The sequence below is a fragment of the Frondihabitans sp. PhB161 genome (assembly GCF_003814635.1).
Taxonomy (GTDB): Bacteria; Actinomycetota; Actinomycetes; order Actinomycetales; family Microbacteriaceae; genus Frondihabitans.
Window position 1 is genome coordinate 160,482 of sequence record NZ_RKQW01000002.1, and the last position, 19,416, is coordinate 179,897.

The following is a 19,416-nucleotide window of genomic DNA, read 5'->3' on the forward strand; positions in this document are numbered from 1 at the left end:
AACCTAGGCGCGCGCGATCAGCTCGCCGTGCGGCATCGCAAAGAAACCGTCGGGGGCATCGCGCCACGCCAACCACGCCTGCGAGATCGCGTGGAGGTCGAGATCGGTGGCGGCCCGTTTCTCGATGGCGTCGGCGTAGAACGCCGATTCAAGCGCCCGCACCGACCAGCTGTCGCCCCACCATGTGCGCTCCTCGTCCGACGAGAAGCACCAGATCGACGCCGACGACACGAGGTCGTTCAGACCCGCCTCGAGAGCCCAGCTCTTCAGGTGCCGACCGGCGTCCGGCTCGCCGCCGTTGCCGCGGTGCACGAGCTGATACACGGTCATCCAGTGGTCGAGACCGGGGTTCTCCGGGGCCCAGATCGTTCCGCGGTAGTCGACGTCGCGGGCCGCGACGATGCCACCGGGCTTGGCGACGCGGCGCATCTCGACGAGTGCGGCCACCGGGTCGGCCACGTGCTGCAGCACCTGGTGCGCGTGCACGATGTCGAAGGTGTCGTCGGCGTAGGGCAGCGAGTAGAGGTCGGCGGTCTCGAACGTGACCGTGTCCATCCCCTTCGACGCGGCCAGCTCCGACGCCTGCTCGACGATGGTGGGCGCAGAGTCGATGCCGATGACGCGACCGGGCGCGAGCCGCTCTGCGAAGTCGACGGTGATGGTGCCGGGCCCCGCGCCGACGTCGAGAAGCGACAGCCCCGGAGCGAGATGCGGAAGCAGGTAGGCGGCCGAGTTCTCGACCGTTCGCCAGCTGTGACTCCGGAGCACGCTCTCGTGGTGGCCGTGCGTGTATTTCGCGTCGGTGGGCTTCTGTTCCGGTGACATGGCCCCACGTTAGCGCGAGAAGACAGCGCAATAGGCTGGCCTGATGACGAACCCGTTCTTTGAACCGAGCACGCTTCCCTACGCACTGCCGCCTTTCGACCGGATCTCCGACGCCGACTACGCCCCCGCGTTCGAGCGAGGTCTCGCCGAGCAGCTGGCCGAGATCGAGGCCATAGCCGAGGATCCGCGGCCGGCCACCTTCGACAACACGGTCATCCCGCTTCAGCGCAGCGGCCAACTCCTCTCCCGTGTGGAGCACGTCTTCTTCAACAAGTCGTCGAGCGATTCGAACGACCTGACGAGCGCCCTCGAAATGGAGCTCGCTCCCCAGCTCGCCGCCCACTCCGACGCGATCCGTCTCGACCCGCGACTCTTCGCTCGCATCCAGGCGGTGTACGACGATCTGGGCACCAGTGACACCGCGCACCTGACCCCGGAGGAGATCTATCTGGTCGAGCGCCTCCACTCCGAGTTCAGCCGTGCCGGAGCCGGCCTCGGCGACGACGACAAGCAGCGCCTTCGCGACCTCAACTCCGAACTCTCGACGCTGACCACGCGCTTCGAGAAGAACCTCCTCGCCGACACCAACGAGCTGGCCATCACCGTCGACGACGTCGCTGAGCTCGACGGGCTGTCGAGCGACACGATCGCCTCGCTCGCCGCGGCGGCCACCGAGAGAGGCCTCGAGGGCGGCTACCTCATCGCGCTGACCCTGTTCACCGGCCATCCCCTGCTCGCCTCACTCACGAATCGCGACCTCCGCGGGCGCATCATGACCGCCTCTCGATCGCGGGGCAGCCGCGGCGGCGAGCACGACAACCGGCAGGTGCTCCTTGACATCGTCCGGCTTCGTGCCGAGCGGGCCGCGCTCCTCGGGTTCCCGTCGCACGCCGCCTACGTCACGGCGGGCCAGACCGCCGGCTCACCGGAGGCCGTCCGCGACCTGCTGGGGCGGCTCGCACCCCCGGCGGCGCGAAACGCCCGGGCCGAGCAGGACGATCTCGCGCGGGTGGCCGCGTCGAATCCTGCGTTCCCGGAAGGCGCCGAGATCGCCGCGCACGACTGGGCCTATTACACCGAGAAGGTGCGCTCCGAGAAGTACGACTTCGACGCTTCGGCCATGCGACCGTACTTCGAGGCCGACCGGGTGCTGCGCGACGGCGTGTTCTACGCCGCGACGCAGCTGTACGGTCTGCGCTTCGAGGAGCGCCCCGACCTGGTGGCCTATCACCCGGAGGCCCGCGTCTTCGAGGTATCTGACGACGACGGCTCCCCCGTCGGCCTCTTCGTGCTCGACCTCTACACGCGCGACTCGAAGCGCGGCGGGGCCTGGATGAACCCGCTCGTGTCGGAGTCGGCGCTGCTCGGCCACCTGCCGGTCGTCGTCAACAACCTCAACGTCGCTAAGCCGCCGGCCGGGTCGCCGACGCTGCTGACGCTCGACGAGGTGACGACGATGTTCCACGAATTCGGGCACGCCCTGCACGGGCTCGTCGCTCGGGTGACCTACCCGTACTTCTCGGGCACCAACGTCTTCCGCGACTTCGTCGAGTTCCCGAGCCAGGTCAACGAGATGTGGCTGCTCTGGCCGGAGGTGCTCGGACACTACGCGTTCCACTTCGAGACGGGTGAGCCCATGCCCGCCGAGCTCGTCGATCGGCTCACCGCCTCCGAAGGGTTCAATCAGGGCTTCGAGACGAGCGAGTACCTCGCGGCGACGCTCCTCGACCAGGCCTGGCATGCGCTGACCGTCGACGAGGCCGCGGGCCTCACGAGCGTCGATGACGTGGCGGTCTTCGAGGCGTCTGCCCTGGCAGCCGTCGGCCTCGACAACCCGGCCGTGCCCACCCGGTACTCGAGCACCTACTTCGCGCACACCTTCTCGGGTGGCTACGACGCCGGCTACTACTCGTACATCTGGAGCGAGGTGCTCGACGCCGACACCGTCGAGTGGTTCGCCGAGAACGGCGGGCTGACCCGGGCGAACGGCGATCGCTTCCGGTCGCGACTTCTGGGCGTGGGCGGATCGAAGGATCCCCTGGCGGCCTACCGCGACTTCCGCGGACGAGACGCCGCCGTCGAGCCCCTCCTCGTGCGCCGCCGTCTGCAGTAGCGCCGTCTCGACGACGGAGGCCCCCGCACCCTCTCGGGTGCGGGGGCCTCCGTCGTAGACGGATCTCTCCGGTCTAGGCGCTCTTCTCGGCGCGCTCGATCACCCGCGGAACGATGGTCGGCGCAGCGTTCTCGAGCACGGACGCCTTAGTGACGACGACCCCGCCGACGTTGTCATCTGACGGCACATCGAACATGATCGGCCCGAGCACTTCTTCCATGATCGCGCGGAGACCGCGAGCACCGGTCTGACGGACCACCGCGAGGTCGGCAATGGCCTCCAGGGCCTCCGGCTCGAAGTCGAGCTCGACGCCGTCGATCTCGAACATGCGCTGATACTGGCGAACGAGGGCGTTCTTCGGCTTGGTCAGGATCTCCATCAGAGCCTCCTGGTCGAGCTGCGACACCGTCGTGACGACAGGAAGGCGACCGATGAACTCGGGGATCAGGCCGAACTTGTGCAGGTCTTCGGGGAGCACCTCGCTGAAGAGGTTGACGTCGTTGCCCTTCTCATACAGAGGGGCGCCGAAGCCGATGCCGCGCTTGCCTGCTCGCGACGAGATGATCTCTTCGAGACCGGCGAAGGCGCCGGCGACGATGAAGAGGACGTTCGTCGTGTCGATCTGGATGAACTCCTGGTGGGGGTGCTTTCGCCCGCCCTGGGGCGGCACCGACGCGACAGTGCCCTCGAGGATCTTGAGGAGCGCCTGCTGCACGCCCTCCCCCGACACATCGCGCGTGATCGACGGGTTTTCGGCCTTGCGGGCGATCTTGTCGACCTCGTCGATGTAGATGATGCCGGTCTCGGCCCGCTTGACGTCGTAGTCGGCGGCCTGGATCAGCTTGAGCAGGATGTTCTCGACGTCTTCACCGACGTAGCCCGCCTCGGTGAGGGCCGTGGCATCGGCGACAGCGAACGGAACGTTGAGTCGTTTTGCCAGGGTCTGAGCCAGATAGGTCTTGCCGCAACCGGTCGGGCCGATCAGCAGAATGTTCGACTTGGCGATCTCGATGTCGTCGCCCAGGGAGTCGGCCGACGTAAGCGTGTTCATCGACCGGATGCGCTTGTAGTGGTTGTAGACGGCGACCGAGAGAGCCCGCTTGGCCGGCGTCTGCCCGATGACATACTCTTCGAGGAAGTCGTAGATTTCGCGCGGCTTCGGCAGGTCGAACTCGCTCGAGGGCTCTTCGCCCGCTTCGGCGAGGCGCTCCTCGATGATCTCGTTACACAGCTCGACGCATTCGTCGCAGATGTAGACCCCGGGGCCCGCAATGAGCTGCTGAACCTGCTTCTGGCTCTTGCCGCAGAACGAGCACTTGAGCAGGTCGGCACTTTCACCAATGCGTGCCATGCTCGGCCTCCCTAACACTTCTGTGGCCATAAAGGCCTCGAGTGACCTGACGGTCTTCGTTGAACGAGCCTAACCCGAACCCCCGACACCCGCGTGACCACGACGCCGGAATCGCCGGAGCGGGCGACCATCTCTGATTCGGCACCGGGGTCGTAAACGCTTGGACCAGGATCCTGCGCTTCGCCGCTCGCTTCCTGGCGGTACAGCGGAGGCCCCGGGCCGCTCGGGCCCGGGGCCTCCGGTGGTGGTTCTGGCCCGCGCTACTTGGTGAGCGCGAGGTTCTTGCGCGAGGTGAGCACCTGGTCGATCAGACCGTACTCGAGAGCCTCGGGGGCGCCGAGGATGTTGTCGCGCTCGATGTCGCGGTTGACCTGCTCGGGCGTCTTGTTGGAGTGCTTCGACAGCGTCTCTTCGAGCCAGGTGCGCATACGGAGCACCTCAGCCGCCTGGATCTCGATGTCGGACGCCTGGCCGCCACCCGAACCGCCGGTGGCGGGCTGGTGGATGAGGACGCGGGCGTTCGGCAGCGCAAGACGCTTGCCGGGGGTGCCTGCGGCGAGCAGCACGGCCGCAGCCGAAGCCGCCTGACCGAGGCAGACCGTCTGGATGTCAGGGCGGATGTACTGCATCGTGTCGTAGATGGCCGTCATGGCCGTGAACGAGCCACCGGGCGAGTTGATGTACAGCGTGATGTCGCGATCGGGGTCCATCGACTCGAGCACGAGCAACTGAGCCATGACGTCGTCGGCCGACGCGTCGTCGACCTGCACGCCGAGAAAGACGATGCGGTCTTCGAAGAGCTTGGCGTAGGGGTCTTGACGCTTGTAGCCGTAGGCCGTGCGCTCCTCGAAGCTGGGCAGGACGTAGCGCGAGCTCGGGGTCTCAGCGCGCTCGAACCGGCCCGCTCCACCCATCATTGGCAGTTCCATGTCTGTTCCTTACTGGTGTGAGGGGGAGTTATTCCTGGTCGGTTCCGGCGCCGCCGATGACGTCGGAGGCCGAGGAACGGATGTGGTCGACGAAGCCGTACTCGAGGGCCTCCTGCGCGGTGAACCAGCGGTCGCGGTCGCCGTCTTCGTTGACCTGCTCGACCGTCTTGCCGGTCTGGGCGGCCGTGATCTCGGCGAGGCGCTGCTTCATCGAGAGGATCAGCTGAGCCTGCGTCTGGATGTCGGACGAGGTTCCGCCGAAACCGCCGTGCGGCTGGTGGAGGAGCACGCGGGCGTTGGGCGTGATGTAGCGCTTGCCCTTGGTGCCGGCCGTGAGCAGCAACTGCCCCATCGACGCGGCCATGCCGATGCCGACGGTGACGATGTCGTTCGGCACGAACTCCATGGCGTCGTAGATCGCCATGCCGGCAGTGATCGACCCGCCGGGCGAGTTGATGTACAGGTAGATGTCTTTTTCGCTGTCTTCGGCCGCGAGCAGGAGAAGCTTGGCAGCGATCTCGTTGGCGTTGTCGTCACGCACCTCCGAGCCGAGCCAGATGATGCGGTCTTTGAGAAGTCGGTCAAAAACACTGTTGGGCAGTGTTACGTCGGCCATGTGGTGCTCCCATTCAGTTGTCGCTTGCATACGAACTTAGGGGGTGTAACGCGCGGTTTCCGGGGTGTTCGCCCACGGCTGTATTGATTGCGCGGATTCCCGTCGCGGTGCCGGACCTCGACAAGCTCGGCCACCCGGCACTGCGACGGCAATCCGCGCGTATCTCTTGCGTGGTTCCCCGGCGGGGGCTCTCCCGAATTTGAAGGAGAAACGTGCCGCCGGGAACGAAGACATCAGGATCCGACGGGGTCGGGTTCGAGAATCTCCTTCAAATTCGGGGCGGGGCAGGGCGGGTCGGCCGAGAAACGCGAAGAGGGCAGGATCCTCGGGATCCTGCCCTCTTCGGGAACTTCTTTAGCGACTACGCGTGGTCGTGACCCTCGTGGTCGCCCGCGTCGCTTCCGACACCGGAGGCGGCCGTGAATGCCGACAGGTCGACGTCGGCGCCCTTGTCGTCTTTCACGGTGGCCTTGGAGAGGACCACGGCGAGAGCCTTGGACCGAGCGACCTCGCCGACCATAGCCGGGATCTGGCCGTTCTCGTCGAGCACCTTGATGAACTCGCCGGGCTCCATGCCGTACTGCGCAGCGCCCTGGATGAGGTACTGGGTCAGTTCGTCCTGCTCGACCTTGACCTCTTCTTTCTCGGCGATGACGTCGAGAAGGATCTGGTTGCGGAAGGCGGTCTCGGAGGAATCCTTGACCTCGGCGCGGTGCTCGTCGTCTTCGAGGCGGTTCTCCTGCTCGAGGTGACGGTGCACCTCGTCTTCGACGAGCTTCTCGGGCACGGGGATCTCGACGAGCTCGAGCAGCTTCTCAACGAGCTGGTCGCGAGCCTGTCCGCCCTGGCCGACCGCCTTGGAGCGGCCGAGCTGCTCCTTGAGGTCGCCCTTGAGCTCGTCGATGGTGTCGAACTGGCTGGCGATCTGGGCGAAGTCGTCGTCGGCCTCGGGGAGCTCGCGCTCCTTGACGGCGGTCAGCGTGACCTCGATGAGAGCGGTCTCGCCCTCGCGGTCGCCGCCGAGCAGCTTCGACTCGAAGGTGGTGGTCTCGCCCGCGGTCAGCGAGTCGAGCGCCTCGTCGATGCCCTCGATGAGGTCGCCGGAGCCAATCTCGTACGAGATGCCCTTGGCGTTGTCGACCTCAACGCCGTCGATGGTCGCGATCAGGTCGATCTGACCGAAGTCGCCCTTGGCGGCGGGACGGTCGACGGTGATGAGGGTGCCGAAGCGCGTGCGCAGGTTGGCGAGTTCTTCGTCGACCTCGTCGTCGCTGATCTCGACCGAGTCGACGGTCAGCTCGAGGCCCTCGTAGGCAGGCAGCTCGAACTCGGGGCGGACGTCGACCTCGATAGCGAGGAGGAGGTCACCCGAGAAGTCTTTGGTGCTGGGCCATCCGACAACGTCGGCCTCGGGGCGGCCGAGGGGGCGGATCGAGCTCTCTTCGACCGCGGCACGGTAGAAGGTGTCCATGCTCTCGTTGACGGCGTGGTTCAGAACCTCTTCACGGCCGACGCGCTGGTCGATGATGGGCGGCGGAACCTTGCCCTTGCGGAAGCCGGGAATGGAAACGCTCTCGGCGATGTGGCCGTAAGCGTGCGTGATTCCGGGCTTGAGGTCGTCGGGGCTCACCGCGATGTTGAGCTTGACGCGGGTGGGGCTGAGCTGCTCAACCGTGGTCTTGACCAATGTCGTACTTCTCCTGTGTCGGTGTTCTGCGGTGCTTCTGGCGGCGCGCATGTGACGCCGCGCTTCTGACGAGCTTGTCTAGTGCGTGGATCTTGCTACTGCACGTTCTTGCTACTGCGTCGGGGCGACAGGACTCGAACCTGCGATCTTCCGCCCCCAAAACGGACGCGCTAGCCACTACGCTACGCCCCGGTATTCCTGTATCGCTTTGGGCCTTCCCTCTGATCCCCGTTGAGGTCGGGGCGAAAAGAACCTCGTGAAGTCTAGCCCGTTGCCAGGCACTGAAACTGAGCGGGTCGAAGAATGCCCTATGCTTGACCACGCACGACAGGTCAACGGCCTGTTTTTGCGGGGATGTAGCTTAGTGGTAAAGCCTCAGTCTTCCAAACTGATGATGCGGGTTCGATTCCCGTCATCCCCTCCCTTCAAACCGCCGTCTGACCGGCATTTCTTCTCATCGTCTGCCTGACGAGGCCGCAACCGCGTGCCATTTCATGCCACTTTCGCATGTGTTGGGTTTCCTTCGTCGCCCGTAGAACACAGGTGGAGGAACCACAGATGACGACGAAGAACAACGGCATTCGGCAGCTCGCGTCGGGGCGCTGGCAGGCCAGGTACCGCGACCCCGAAGGCACGTTGCGAGCGCTCGGAACCTACGCGACCCGAAAGCTCGCGGAACAGGCTCTCACGGTCGTGCGCGCGGACGTATTGAGGGGCGACTGGCACGACAGCACCCGGGGCGAGATCAAGTTCTCCGAGTACGCGACACGAGTGCTCGAAGCGAAGAGGCCCGACCTTGCCGTGGGGACGTGGAGGAACTACCAAGTGCTGATGAGGAAGCATCTGCTTCCCGCATTCGGAGCGCGAAAGCTGAACGAGATCTCAGTGCTCGACGTGGACGCGTGGTGGGGTCGCCAGCGGGACCACCTCCAGAACCGGCGCAACGGGTATGGCGTCCTCAAAGTCATCTTCAAGGCGGCTCTGAGAGAGGGATTGATCTCGGCATCGCCTTGCATGGTTGTAGACGCTGGCAAAGACGTAGCGAAGCCGAGACCCGATTGGAATTTATCCCATGCGCTCGCCGTCATCGACGCGGCGTCAGAGGCTTTCCGTCCCATGATTTGGACGGTTCTCGGAGCACACCTGAGGCGAGGCGAGCTGTGCGCCCTCAATTACTCGGATTTCTGGATCGAGACCGGCCAGCTCGTCGTGAGCAAGCAACTCCAACAGATCGGGGGTACTCGCATCACCCCCACGAAAACCGGGACTCACAAGACCGTTACCCTCCTCGCACCCGCACAGGAGGCCCTGACGGCGTACGTCGAGGAGAATCCCGGACGACCCTGGGAAGCGTTGTTTCGCGGAGACAAAGGCCGCAGGATCGGTGAAGCCTACGTGCGCCGTGAATGGGAGCGTGCCACCGCCGCCGCTGGATTTGAGAATTTCCACCTTCATGATCTGCGTCACGTTGGCTTGACCCTGGTCGCCGATTCCGGCATCGGGGCGCACGCTGTCCAGTACCGGGCCGGGCACGCTTCGCAGTGGTCTACCCGCCGGTATCTGCACGCCACCGCCGCTGCGGACATCGAAGTAGCCGCCCGCGTGAACGAGCGCATTTTCGGCACGCCGGTCTCCCTTCGTTGACACAATGGTGTCTGTGCCTACGCCGAAATTTAGCCTCTCCGCCGAGCAGGAGACGGCTCTCCGGGACCGCTTTGGGCATTTGGTGATCGGCCTCGACGCGGCAGTGCGGGAGGACTACGGCCTAGCACTCGAAATGGCCCGCGCCGCCGCAACCGTCATTGAACGGCGAAAAAAGGCCGCTCAAAAAGTTCTTTGACCACGAGGCGTAAAAGCATCGTGTAGTCTTGCCTTGTCGGTTGCGGCAACCACCCGGCTTAGAAAATCGCCCCACCCAGGGAAACAGGACGCCCGGGGACCACGGGGCGATTTTCGCTTTTTCGGCGACTTGGATCCTGTAGCCTGATTCCGGTCAAACAGCGAGACATCCTCACTCCACCCCGTCCTGGGGTCCCGCGAAAGTTGCCCACGTTGCCCGAAGTCCTACTTCTTCCGCCTCCCGTCGAGAGGTCTCCTGCGGGGGTGCCGGATAACATGCCCCTGGGGGGCAGCTCGTCCCTCTCTCCTCGCTCCGCAGCAGCTCTCGCTCCGCAGCATCAGAAGAACGTCAAGCCGTGGAAGCTCATCCCAGAGTCGAAAAATCTCTCCTTTCCTCGGCTCGACGTAGTTCGGTTGCGTGCAGTCCGTGAGTACCGCACTGATGGGACTTACAAGGGAACGCATCACGTCTACGTGCCTCGCGAGGACGTTTTGTACTGCCACTTGATCTCGGTCTCACTGAGGTGGCTGAACGACGCTCACAAGCCCGCAGAAGCTCGCTTGTCATTCGAATGGCTGCAAGTCTCGACCTCACTCGCTCAAAGGCTTTGGGACTACGTGGGTACTCATGCGGGGTCGCTCATCGAGTCGGAGTACGACGCCGCGACCGGCGGGGGCAGTTGGCGTGGTCGCCTTCTTGCTTCACGTCTTGAACGCCTCACCCGGCGTGCCGCCGACTTCGCCCTTGAGGTGTGGGACTCGAACTACATCAGCCGTCGCCGGGCATGGGCCGCTGCTGGAGGCCGAAAGAGCAAGCGCCGTCGCACAGTTTCCTTGGATGGAATCGAGGGACTCAAGGTTGAGCAGCAGATGAAACTCCTCAACCGGTCGAGGTCGGTCGTGAAACGCATGCGCCGCGAGCTGAGGGAGCAGCAGAACGCCGACAGCACGACCGTAGAAGATCTCTCGACGGGCGAGAGCAACGCTCCTAGCCTGTGTGCTCCTCGCTGGATGGGGATCCGGCGCGTGCCGTCGCCGAGCGTTACCGAGCTGCGACACAATGTTGCACCTGTAACATGGTATTTCGTGGCAAGGTGTGAAGTGCCCGTGGTAGGGCCGAATCCTGGGGTCTCTGGGCCTCGGGGTTCGCTACCGCGTGGCATCCCCCTACCACGAAGGACACCCCATGACCCACAACCGCGACACCGCCACAGAGCTGGCAAAAGTTCTCGATCTCGTGCTGGACCTCCAGCTCCTCGAAGACGACGAGTCGGGGCGCATCGAGACGCTGGCCGACTACATCGCCGCGAGAATCCGCAGGCTGGGGTTCGAAGCCTCGCGAGAGATCACGCTCTCGCCCCGCCATGTCGCGCCTGCCGCGTCCACACCATCAGGTGACGCTCTCGCCTTCGACGACATCCTGGGCGGTCTCAATAAATGATCGCCGTGGTCCAGAAGATCTTTTCGGGCCTCCACCGCGAGCGCCGCGCGTACATGCAGGCTCGCGAACTCCTGGCCAGATGGGACGCCGACCGTGCGTGACCCTCTCACTGCGGAGTGTGCCGAACTCCTCGACCAGCTCCGCCCGCTGATCTCTCGCGAAGCTCACATGCACCTGACCTGTCGCGGCCCCTCTGCCACTTTGGCAGGCATGCTGCGAACAGTGCTTGACGCGCCTGACTCCGCGAGAGATGAGGCGAATGAGTATTGGACACAGTCCTTTCATGCCGATCCCATGGAAGGCCTGTCAGACGCGGCACAGAGAGAATTCGTTGCAACTGGGATTCGACGTTCAGAACTTCTTCTGTCACGGGATGCGCTGGCCTATCTGAAGTTGATGACGGGCAGGGATGCGGCGACAGCGCTCGCTATCCTCTTCACCGCCGACGATGCCGGACAGGGCGCACTGTCGTCACAGTGGGCCGCTGCCTTCCAGTCTCAGAACTGAGGAATCCTCAACTCCAGACATTGCGTGGCGGAACCTAACGCGGAACCCTGTCAAGCCTGGCGGAACACCCCTATGTGGCACCGGGATGGGAGTGAAACCAGTCAATCTGGGCAAAGTCGCTATGCCGCGTCTGTCTCGGTCGATAGTAAAGGGCATGACCGACCAAACTCCCCGCCGCCCCTTGGGGAGGCCGTGCACCGTGTGCTCTCACCCTGGTCGCGAACAGTTGGAAGCCGCCCTGATCGACGGTGACAACATCTCCTCCATTGCGCGTCGATTCGCGGTTTCTAGTGATGCCGTCTACAGGCACACCCGTCGTCACTTCAGCGCCGCTGCGCGAGAGGCAATGACCGGCCCCGCGGGCCTCGCACCATCTGATGTAGCAGCCAGGGTGCTCGCCGTTGCAGATGCGGCCCGGGATCTTCGCCTCACCTCAGCCACTTCGGGACGACGTGGAGATGCAGTGCGATCCATGTCAGTTGAGCTGAAGGCCCTTGAAACGTTGTCCGACCGCTTCGGGATTGAGAATTCCGATGTTCTGGCGGAAATAGCTCAGCTCTCGACCCTCGCAACCTCGCTCGCTCGACTCATGCGACGAGATCCAACCGTGGCAACAGCGCTAGCCAGTGAGCTGCGAGACGACGGTCACTCTGACCTCGCTGAAGAAATCGAAAGCGTCGCCGTAGCGCAGACGCAGATTGGAATGAATTGATGACCACCACCACCACAGGCAATCCGCTCGCTCGCCCCGGCGCATCCGTTCACTTTTTGGGCACTGTTTCCCTGGCCCGATCCCTCGCTCTCGGCTCAGTCGGGATCCTGGTCAACAGGGGCGACGTTGCCGTGCTCACAGAAGAACTTCTTCGGGCAAACCAGGATCGGAACGGCGCGTCGGTTTTCGACCTCATCGATGATCCTGACGCCCAGATCGAGAAATACGGACAGGTCTTGGTGGCCCCCGGCCCCTGGCCGGAAGACCAGCCGACGTGGGTCTACGGCACGCCTGAGTGGGCCGCGGCACGGGAAGAGGCTCGCCGCCGTGCGTGGCTTGTGGACACGGCAGAAGCCCGCTCAGCAGCGCTCGCAGCGGTCGAACGAGACTTCGGACCCGCCGCCCCCACGTCCAAGACCCTGAACGCTCGGGGTGCGCGCTAATGGCCATGGGAGACTCCTCGAACAGCAGTTCGGGCATGCAGTTCCGATCCGGCGTGGTCGATTTCCTGGAGGCGAGCGGCGTCCCCGTGGAACGAGTCAAAAGCCCGGGCCGGTTCAAGCTCAGCGAGGCGATCTCGGAAGACCGACCCCGGGGCGACATTCAGGGGGTTGAGGGATGGGTGATAAATACCCGTGCCCGTCCTTTGAACACGATCGCACAGGGAGACGACGAGGCAAAGAGAGACGCCGAACACGACGGCGCACCCTACGCAGCTACCATCTGGCGACGCCCGGGCGGAAAGCTCAAAGACAGTCTCGTCGTGCTGGACATCAGCGCATTTTCGGACCTCCTGCGCCGGGATCTCGAACGAGTCGAACTGTGAGGGTCAAACTCAGCCGCGAGCGGGGGCAGGGTGGCACTGAGCGGATCGTCGTCGGCGGCAAAACCTTTCGAATACCCGCTGGGAGCATTGTGGAGCTGCCCCGGGATCCTCGGGGTGCTTTCGGGTGGGTGCTCGATCCCCAGGGCCGCGTTCGGGCGTTCGTCGCGGCAGGCGAGGTGGACGTGCCAGATGAGATCGCCTCTACTGTCCGACGCGAGGTGTTCGGCCTCCAGTAGATCTTTTAAAGCTCCCGGGTTGCGCCACTTCCCGGGGTTGCTCGCACTTCCTCTGCCCCCGAGTGCAAGCACGATGCGCCCCTCTTTTTGGAAGGGAGGGGCGCATCTTTCGTGTCGGTCTGAGTCAGACGAATTCAAGGAATTAAGTGCGCTCGGGGCCACTAAGAATTTCGAAAGATTTGCTGCCTGTCGGGACGCCGCGAACGGTGAACGGTTTCGGGCGTCGGCCTACGGACTCCAGGGCCTGAGTCACCTGCTCAGACGTGAAATCCGAGAGTGCCGCATGCTCGAATATGGACGGTCCCGCACTCTGGAGGGCGCAAGTCGCTGCGTCACCGAGGAGATTTGGGCTGTGGTCGGCGATTTCTTGCAGAGCCATTAGCCAAGCATTCCAGTCACCTGGGTTTGCGAATGCCGACGCCAGCATGAGGCGCGAACGTTGCTGTTCGTCAGCCGTCGAGATCGCCAACCTCATTAGGGCGGGAGCGCAGAAATAATCTAGGTGGAGGCATCGAAGAACGCCGAGATCGTCGCCGACCACAAGTTCCATGGCCTCTTTCCACGCTGCCTCGGGGTGCCGTTCGGGTCCTGGAGTCCCTATTCGATTTCGTACGTCCGTGAACGCAAGCAGCTTCAGATTCCACTCCGGGTGGGCCTCTAGGTTGAGATCCCTAGCTTTCTCGAATTGTGCAAGGGACTCATCAAGGTCACCAAAGTAGAGGAGGGCATCCGCGTAGAACGCAGTGAAGGAGTCATCGCCTAGCTCGACGGCCTTGCTGTAGTGCGCCGCCGATTCTCGGTAGTCACCGTCGTGAAAGTCCATTCCTGCCAGGTCGGACCAGAAGTACGAACGGTCCTTGTATGCAGGGTCCACTTCCGATGCTTTGTTCAGGAGAGATCGGGCCAAATCATGGTCGTCTCCTTTGACGAATTGCGACGCATTGTAAAGAGCCTGTGAGTAGATCTCGTCCCGAGGGGCTTCGTCACGCAGGAGAAGGGCCAGCGTTTTTCGCTCATTCGGTCCAAGCTTGTCAAGCTCACCCATCACAACCGTCATTGCTTGGAGGCGTTGCAACATAGTTCCGTGAAGCGCGGAACGCCGAAAAAGTTCAGCCATAGCTGCGAATGAATGTGGTTTGGCTAGCTTTGCAAGACTTCCTCCGAGCGCTTTCTCATCCAGAATTAAATCCGAATCGCGGACGGCGGCGGAGAGGAAGTACGTCTCTAGCGCGAAGAGACGCAGGCTTTCTGTTAGGACTGCAAGGCCCGCAGCCACGTCGGCCAAGGTGGTGGACAGTAGACGATCACGATCTTTCTCTGGCGATGCATTGTTGAAGTGCAGCACGATCCCTGGATTACCAGAGATGCGGATCAAGATCGTTTTGCTCTCGATGATGATGTCGATGCCTACATCCGTTGACACGCGGCCAACGTGTATCTCATCCCGGGGAATTAGAAGGCCGCGGAGTCGAGCAGATAGCTCTGCTGTAAGACGTCCATCTCCCATCCAATCCTCGCGACGCTCAATGACGATGGAGAGAGGGAGCTGAACGTGTCCTCGAATCAGAGCACGACGGGATGAGATTTCCCGCTTGATAAGCGCGGCAGAACTGTCATCCCACTCTCGACCAATTGTGACTTTCCAGCTCTTAGCAGTCGGGCTCTTTTTGTATCTGTCGATGAGGTAACTCATCTCCCAGAACACTCGGTCGGTCCATTCATCCCACACGATGACTACGACCGGCACGTCACTTTCCCGCCAGTAATTAAGAGTCGAACGTCTTAGGGTCACTCGGGCGGGATCGTCCGACTTGACTTGACCTTTTAGTTGCACGCCAAACCGCATGCCGGTCGCCGAGTCTCCGTCGAAGATCTCTACGTCCAGGTCGATTCCGTAATCGTGCTCTCTAGGCTCGACTATCCAATTTCCCGGTAGGCGCTGCTCGAAGGCTTTACGCGAGTCAGACTCCAAGACGTGCTGATAGGGCCGCTGTGGCATGTCTTCGGTCAAGTGCGCCTCCTGGATCTTTAGCGGCTGTCTCGCCGCAGCAGGGAGATTACCCGCCTAGACGCCGGACACCGGGATCTGGAGGCGTGGGGTTGCCAGTGGACCTACTGTTTCTCGAAGCAATTGCGACACTCTCAAAAACGATCGATTGATGAGAGATCTCTAGGGACCGTGCAACTCCCCGAGGACGATCTAATTATTGTCTCAAAACTCGACTACGAAAAGTTGCCCTATTCCTTGCTTTCGCAAGTCGAGTATTGATAATCTCGACACATGAGCGAGACAGCAATTCCCGAAGGCCGACTGATCGGCTACGCCCGCGTTTCCACGTCGGAGCAGGACGAGACGATGCAAATCGACGCCCTCATCAAAGAGGGAGTGCAGCGGCGTGACATCTATGTGGACCGTGGGGTCTCCGGGTCGAAGACATCACGACCGGCCCTTGACCGCATGATCACTGAGATCGAACCGGGCGACGTGCTCGTGCTTTTCAAGCTCGACCGTCTCGGGCGTAACGCCGGACACCTCGTGACCCTCCTCGATGACCTCAAAAGCCGGGGCATCTACGTCCGCAGTGTGCAGGATGGCCTCGACTCCACAACCACTATGGGCGCTGCAATGATGGGGATGCTCGCCATCCTGGCCTCGGTTGAGCGGTCTTTCATCATCGAACGCACCAGGGCTGGACTTGCCTCCGCCAAAGCACAGGGCAACGTCGGGGGGCGTCCCAAGAAGCTCGACAGTCTCGCTGCCCGCACAGCTCAGGCGCACTACGACAAGGGCGAAAAGGTGGCCGACATCGCGAAGATGCTTCGGGTTTCAGTACCAACGGTCTACCGCTATCTGAACGCCGCCAAATAGGGGGCCTCTGCGGCCCCGCTCACATCGTCGGCCCCGCTCACCTTGCGCCCCTGCCTCACAGCGGGGGCGTTCTGGCGTCTACGCCCTACGACCTTTGACTGACCTCAGGCGGGCGGTCACGGGCCGCGCCTCGCTCACTGATCGGGAGAGTTCGCCAGCCGACTTCAAGGCCTGAGATGCCGTCGAGCGGACGTTGCACACCAAAGCGGCTTCGGCCCCCCTACCCCCTAGTACCAGGACCCCAACAGGGACTCTGGCACCAGAGACAGGCCACCCCAAAAATTTTGGGCAGGTCTAGCAGAGACTCGTCTAGAAGATCTTCTAGGACATAGATAATGACGGCACGCAAAGCCAACGCCTGTGAGCACCCAAAAGCACGGATGGAACAAACAAGTAGGTTGCCGAAAATCGGATGGAAGTGAAAGCAGGCCGACCTTCTCGCCGCCGAAGGAGAGGCGCTTCCGATCAAAGCGTGAGCGCGTTCAGTGACGCAGGCCTAACCAAGTACTTAGAACCACAACTGTGAGTCCCGCCACGACCGAAACGACTAGCGACGTTGCGTGGTTTCTCCAAGTGTTTCGCAACCATGAACCAGCGGGACGAGCGGTGGGATCGGCCCCGTCCGTCTCACTGGCCGGTTGCGCTGCCTCCAACGCGTCAGCGTGATCCTTCGCCCAAGTCACCAGGTATTCACGAAGTTCAGTCTCTATGCCCGCGACGAGGGAACGAGACGTACCCGATAAGTGAATGCGCACATCAAGTACCTCGACCTCACTCAAGAAGCTCGGGCGTTGCCGCCATACAGTGACATCTGCCTTCGCCGGGTCGTCAAAAGTAAAGCCCGTGCCTTCCCGTGATTTGGCATAAGAAGTGACTGTCAGATACTTGATGCTTTCCCGTTCGCTTTCAACAACTTCGCGCAGGTCCGCGAGACTCTTGCGTGTCAGACGAGAACCGCTGTCGAGGACCGCAGTGAACGGGCTGCGTTTAGCGTCAAATCCCGATGCAAGAGCAAGGTGCGCAAAGTGACCTCTAGCGTCGTTCAGCACGTCCCAAATGGCATCAAGATCCTGTACCTCGACGGAGACTGTCCGCTCCCACAAATCGCCATTCACCCGACGAACCTAGCTCGACGTTAGGGACCAGAGAGCGCGACACCCCCGCCGTGCCATTTCCGTGCCACATTCGTGCCACTTTTCTACTACTGTAAACACAGGCAGTCGGTGACCTAAAAGATCTTTTATGCCGATCAGGCCCGGTTTTGCAGGGTTCGGGAGAACCTCTTCGGTAGTCTTCCAAACTGATGATGCGGGTTCGATTCCCGTCATCCCCTCCGTAGATAGGCCACCCGGCGGTGTCCTCGCCCGACTCTTTCGCGTCGCTGTGACCCCCCTGTCAGGCGTCGCGACGGCCTCGAGAGAACCGCCATAATATTCTGGTGCGCGCGGTGACTCGGATCCTTGTCGGCGGTCTTCTGACTGCGACGATCGTCGTGCTCGCGGGCTGTGCCACGCTTCCCCACTCCGAGCCAAACGCCGGGGGCTTTTCGACCGTCGCACCGATGGCGACCGGTGCTCCCGTGCCCGAGGGCTCGACTCCCGGCGTGCGCGTCGCGATCGTCGGCGATTCTCTGACCGCCGGCGGAGGCCGCAGCTTGTCGGAGGGCCTCACCCCCAACACCTGGATTACCTACGCCAAGGGCAACGGGGTCGACTACGTGGGCGGCTGGGCCGTCGGCGGCACCACGATCCAGCAGATGGCCGCGGCGGTGAAGCCCATCGCCAAGGTGGATGTGCTCGTGCTGATGGCCGGTACCAACGACGTGCGTCACAAGATCTCGTTCGCCGATTCGCGGGCGAGCTACGAGAAGGTCATCGCGACCCTGCACCCGAAGCACGTCATCATCGGGGCGATCCCCCCCAATAATCGCCACCCTCGCCAGGCCGCCCTGTATGAGAAGCATCTCCACGCCTACGCGCTGGCCGCGGGCTACGACTTCGTCGATCCGTGGGGGTTCGCGCGCGACGGCGACGTCTACGCACCCGGCACCTCGCTCGACGGCACTCACCCGACCACGGCCGGATACCGACTCGTCGGGCTCGCCTACCGCGATGCGATCGTGCGCGTCATGGCGACCCCGAAGGTCGGCTGAGCGCCTTCTACGGGAGAAGGCCGACCATAGCTGGGCGCGCCTTCATGGCGTGAATGATCAATTCGTTGCCGCTATCGAAGACCAGTACGACGGTCTCGAGCAGACGACCATGGGTATCGAATCCCAGTCGCAGTTGCCGCGCGGGGCTGTCGTCGTCCACCTCGTCGATCCAGGTAGTCCACGTCGCCGCCTGAATTGCATCCTCCGGCAGGACTCCATGCTTCAAGGCGGATTCGTGAACCTTCACGCAGCCGAAACCGAGAGAGCTTGGCGGATGACCTCCGAACGAGTCTTGCCTTCTAGCTTCGCGCGAGCGTCGATGGCGGCCAACTCGTCAAGGGTGAGCCGCAGAGCCACGACCTGTGACGGCTGAGCACCACGACCGGGCCGACCTCGACCTCGTCTTTTGAGAGTCTCGACGTCATACCCCGCCTCGGCCTCCGCAGCCCACGCGGCGATCTGTTCTTCGGTGACGGGAACCCCGTCGATCGACTCGTCTTCACGCATGTTTTTAACGTAATACGAAATGGCTGTTCTGTCGATGGGAGCTCGCGAGGTGACGCGAATCGGCCGAGGTGCCAGCGCCGCGGCGCGCGAGGTTGGCCGATTCACGCGAGGTCACAGCCCGAATCGGGCAGAGACGCCGCTCAGCTCTGCAGGAACGCCAGCACGGCCAGCACTCGCCGGTGATCCGTGCCCGAGTCGTCGAGGCCGAGCTTCTGGAAGATCGCGGTCACGTTCTTCTCCACGGCACCCGTGCCGATGAACAGCGCCGCCGAGATGGCCGAATTGGTGCGCCCCTCGGCCATCAGCGCGAGCACCTCCCGCTCGCGCGGCGTCAGAGCCGCGAGAGGATCGCTGCGCCGACCGAGCAGCGCTCCGACGACTTCGGGGTCGAGCACCGTCGCGCCGTCCGAGATCCGATCGAGCGCCGACCCCAGCTCGTCGATCGAGGTCACCCGGTCTTTCAGGAGGTAGCCGACCCCGTCGGATCCTGCGCTCAGTAATTCTCGGGCGTACGCCACCTCGACGTACTGCGACAGCAGCAGGATGCCCGTCGACGGGGTGCGCCGCCGCAGCTCGATCGCCGCCCGCACGCCCTCGTCGCGATGGGTGGGCGGCATGCGCACGTCGAGAACCGCCAGATCCGGGCGCGCACGATCGAGATCGGCGAGCATCGCCTCGGCATCGCCGTACGAGCCGACCACCTCCGTACCCAGCTCGTCGAGCAAGCGCACGAGCCCCTCCCGCAGCAGCACGGAGTCGTCGGCCACGACGACCCGGCGGCGAGGTGTCTCGGATCCGGTGGTCAC

At 63.2% G+C, this 19,416-nt stretch carries 19 protein-coding genes and 2 tRNA genes; 10 read left to right on the plus strand and 11 right to left on the minus strand.

The genetic code is table 11. The features are described 5' to 3' along the window. Positions 1-3 precede the first annotated feature (3 nt). Positions 4-825 (minus strand): methyltransferase domain-containing protein, encoded by an 822-nt coding sequence (locus tag EDF39_RS09485; protein ID WP_055962760.1) that lies wholly within the window; start codon positions 823-825, stop codon positions 4-6. 43 nt (positions 826-868) lie between these two features. On the opposite strand from EDF39_RS09485, the gene EDF39_RS09490 reads away from it, so the two are divergent. Next, entirely contained in the window at positions 869-2,938 is a 2,070-nt protein-coding gene (locus tag EDF39_RS09490) for a M3 family metallopeptidase (protein WP_123942620.1), read from the plus strand. Between the two features lie 73 nt (positions 2,939-3,011). On the opposite strand, the gene clpX is transcribed toward EDF39_RS09490, so the two are convergent. The 5 genes from clpX to EDF39_RS09515 all read right to left on the minus strand — a co-directional run bounded on the left by clpX (position 3,012) and on the right by EDF39_RS09515 (position 7,713). Then, complete coding sequence (gene clpX / locus EDF39_RS09495) at positions 3,012-4,289, minus strand: ATP-dependent Clp protease ATP-binding subunit ClpX (protein WP_055962765.1); 1,278 nt, start codon at positions 4,287-4,289, stop codon at positions 3,012-3,014. 260 nt (positions 4,290-4,549) lie between these two features. Then, a complete protein-coding gene (locus EDF39_RS09500; RefSeq protein ID WP_055962768.1) occupies positions 4,550-5,218 on the minus strand; it encodes an ATP-dependent Clp protease proteolytic subunit in 669 nt (222 codons plus the stop codon). A 28-nt stretch (positions 5,219-5,246) separates the two neighbouring features. After that, a complete protein-coding gene (locus EDF39_RS09505) occupies positions 5,247-5,834 on the minus strand; it encodes an ATP-dependent Clp protease proteolytic subunit (protein ID WP_055962771.1) in 588 nt (195 codons plus the stop codon). A gap of 361 nt (positions 5,835-6,195) precedes the next feature. Then, complete coding sequence (tig, locus tag EDF39_RS09510; RefSeq protein WP_233573090.1) at positions 6,196-7,521, minus strand: trigger factor; 1,326 nt, start codon at positions 7,519-7,521, stop codon at positions 6,196-6,198. A 119-nt stretch (positions 7,522-7,640) separates the two neighbouring features. Further along, positions 7,641-7,713: transfer RNA gene (locus tag EDF39_RS09515), tRNA-Pro, on the minus strand. 158 nt (positions 7,714-7,871) lie between these two features. Between EDF39_RS09515 and EDF39_RS09520 the strand changes: the two genes are divergently transcribed. The 7 genes from EDF39_RS09520 (at position 7,872) to EDF39_RS09550 (ending at position 12,846) form a co-directional block, all read left to right on the plus strand. Further along, positions 7,872-7,942 (plus strand) — tRNA-Gly (locus EDF39_RS09520). A gap of 137 nt (positions 7,943-8,079) precedes the next feature. Next, complete coding sequence (locus EDF39_RS09525; RefSeq protein ID WP_158613201.1) at positions 8,080-9,165, plus strand: site-specific integrase; 1,086 nt, start codon at positions 8,080-8,082, stop codon at positions 9,163-9,165. Between the two features lie 13 nt (positions 9,166-9,178). Then, positions 9,179-9,361: a hypothetical protein gene (locus tag EDF39_RS09530; protein WP_123942626.1), complete on the plus strand. Its 183-nt coding sequence runs from the start codon at positions 9,179-9,181 to the stop codon at positions 9,359-9,361. A 1,185-nt stretch (positions 9,362-10,546) separates the two neighbouring features. Further along, entirely contained in the window at positions 10,547-10,801 is a 255-nt protein-coding gene (locus tag EDF39_RS09535; RefSeq protein ID WP_123942628.1) for a hypothetical protein, read from the plus strand. A gap of 979 nt (positions 10,802-11,780) precedes the next feature. Next, complete coding sequence (locus EDF39_RS09540) at positions 11,781-12,020, plus strand: hypothetical protein (protein ID WP_123942630.1); 240 nt, start codon at positions 11,781-11,783, stop codon at positions 12,018-12,020. After that, entirely contained in the window at positions 12,020-12,463 is a 444-nt protein-coding gene (locus EDF39_RS09545; RefSeq protein WP_123942632.1) for a hypothetical protein, read from the plus strand. The genes EDF39_RS09540 and EDF39_RS09545 overlap by 1 nt, the downstream gene beginning before the upstream one ends. 35 nt (positions 12,464-12,498) lie before the next feature. Then, positions 12,499-12,846, plus strand: a complete 348-nt coding sequence (locus EDF39_RS09550) for a hypothetical protein (RefSeq protein WP_123942634.1) — start codon at positions 12,499-12,501, stop codon at positions 12,844-12,846. 378 nt (positions 12,847-13,224) lie between these two features. On the opposite strand, the gene EDF39_RS09555 is transcribed toward EDF39_RS09550, so the two are convergent. Then, positions 13,225-15,093, minus strand: a complete 1,869-nt coding sequence (locus tag EDF39_RS09555) for a DUF4365 domain-containing protein (protein WP_123942636.1) — start codon at positions 15,091-15,093, stop codon at positions 13,225-13,227. A 270-nt stretch (positions 15,094-15,363) separates the two neighbouring features. Here EDF39_RS09555 and EDF39_RS09560 point away from each other — a divergent pair, with 270 nt between their 5' ends. Further along, positions 15,364-15,951, plus strand: coding sequence for a recombinase family protein (locus EDF39_RS09560; protein ID WP_123942638.1), 588 nt, complete (start codon positions 15,364-15,366; stop codon positions 15,949-15,951). 482 nt (positions 15,952-16,433) lie between these two features. Here the strand turns inward: EDF39_RS09560 and EDF39_RS09565 are convergent, their stop codons facing one another. Further along, entirely contained in the window at positions 16,434-17,066 is a 633-nt protein-coding gene (locus tag EDF39_RS09565) for a hypothetical protein (RefSeq protein WP_123942640.1), read from the minus strand. Positions 17,067-17,389: 323 nt separating this feature from the next. Here EDF39_RS09565 and EDF39_RS09570 point away from each other — a divergent pair, with 323 nt between their 5' ends. After that, positions 17,390-18,103, plus strand: a complete 714-nt coding sequence (locus EDF39_RS09570; protein WP_123942642.1) for an SGNH/GDSL hydrolase family protein — start codon at positions 17,390-17,392, stop codon at positions 18,101-18,103. A gap of 7 nt (positions 18,104-18,110) precedes the next feature. Here the strand turns inward: EDF39_RS09570 and EDF39_RS09575 are convergent, their stop codons facing one another. The 3 genes from EDF39_RS09575 to EDF39_RS09585 all read right to left on the minus strand — a co-directional run bounded on the left by EDF39_RS09575 (position 18,111) and on the right by EDF39_RS09585 (position 19,416). Beyond that, positions 18,111-18,350, minus strand: coding sequence for a toxin (locus tag EDF39_RS09575; protein ID WP_123942644.1), 240 nt, complete (start codon positions 18,348-18,350; stop codon positions 18,111-18,113). After that, on the minus strand, positions 18,347-18,610 hold the full coding sequence (locus EDF39_RS09580) for a ribbon-helix-helix protein, CopG family (protein WP_123942646.1): 264 nt from the start codon (positions 18,608-18,610) through the stop codon (positions 18,347-18,349). Before EDF39_RS09580 ends, EDF39_RS09575 begins: the two co-directional genes overlap by 4 nt. A 140-nt stretch (positions 18,611-18,750) precedes the next feature. Continuing rightward, complete coding sequence (locus tag EDF39_RS09585; RefSeq protein WP_123942648.1) at positions 18,751-19,416, minus strand: response regulator transcription factor; 666 nt, start codon at positions 19,414-19,416, stop codon at positions 18,751-18,753.

Coding starts and splice junctions, on each gene's coding strand:
- EDF39_RS09490 (WP_123942620.1), top strand. CDS start 869: ATGACGAACCCGTTCTTTGAACCGAGCACGCTTCCCTACGCACTGCCG.
- EDF39_RS09550 (WP_123942634.1), top strand. CDS start 12,499: ATGCAGTTCCGATCCGGCGTGGTCGATTTCCTGGAGGCGAGCGGCGTC.
- clpX (WP_055962765.1), bottom strand. CDS start 4,289: ATGGCACGCATTGGTGAAAGTGCCGACCTGCTCAAGTGCTCGTTCTGC.
- EDF39_RS09545 (WP_123942632.1), top strand. CDS start 12,020: ATGACCACCACCACCACAGGCAATCCGCTCGCTCGCCCCGGCGCATCC.
- EDF39_RS09580 (WP_123942646.1), bottom strand. CDS start 18,610: ATGCGTGAAGACGAGTCGATCGACGGGGTTCCCGTCACCGAAGAACAG.
- EDF39_RS09500 (WP_055962768.1), bottom strand. CDS start 5,218: ATGGAACTGCCAATGATGGGTGGAGCGGGCCGGTTCGAGCGCGCTGAG.
- EDF39_RS09560 (WP_123942638.1), top strand. CDS start 15,364: ATGAGCGAGACAGCAATTCCCGAAGGCCGACTGATCGGCTACGCCCGC.
- EDF39_RS09535 (WP_123942628.1), top strand. CDS start 10,547: ATGACCCACAACCGCGACACCGCCACAGAGCTGGCAAAAGTTCTCGAT.
- EDF39_RS09525 (WP_158613201.1), top strand. CDS start 8,080: ATGACGACGAAGAACAACGGCATTCGGCAGCTCGCGTCGGGGCGCTGG.
- EDF39_RS09485 (WP_055962760.1), bottom strand. CDS start 825: ATGTCACCGGAACAGAAGCCCACCGACGCGAAATACACGCACGGCCAC.
- EDF39_RS09505 (WP_055962771.1), bottom strand. CDS start 5,834: ATGGCCGACGTAACACTGCCCAACAGTGTTTTTGACCGACTTCTCAAA.
- EDF39_RS09540 (WP_123942630.1), top strand. CDS start 11,781: ATGTCAGTTGAGCTGAAGGCCCTTGAAACGTTGTCCGACCGCTTCGGG.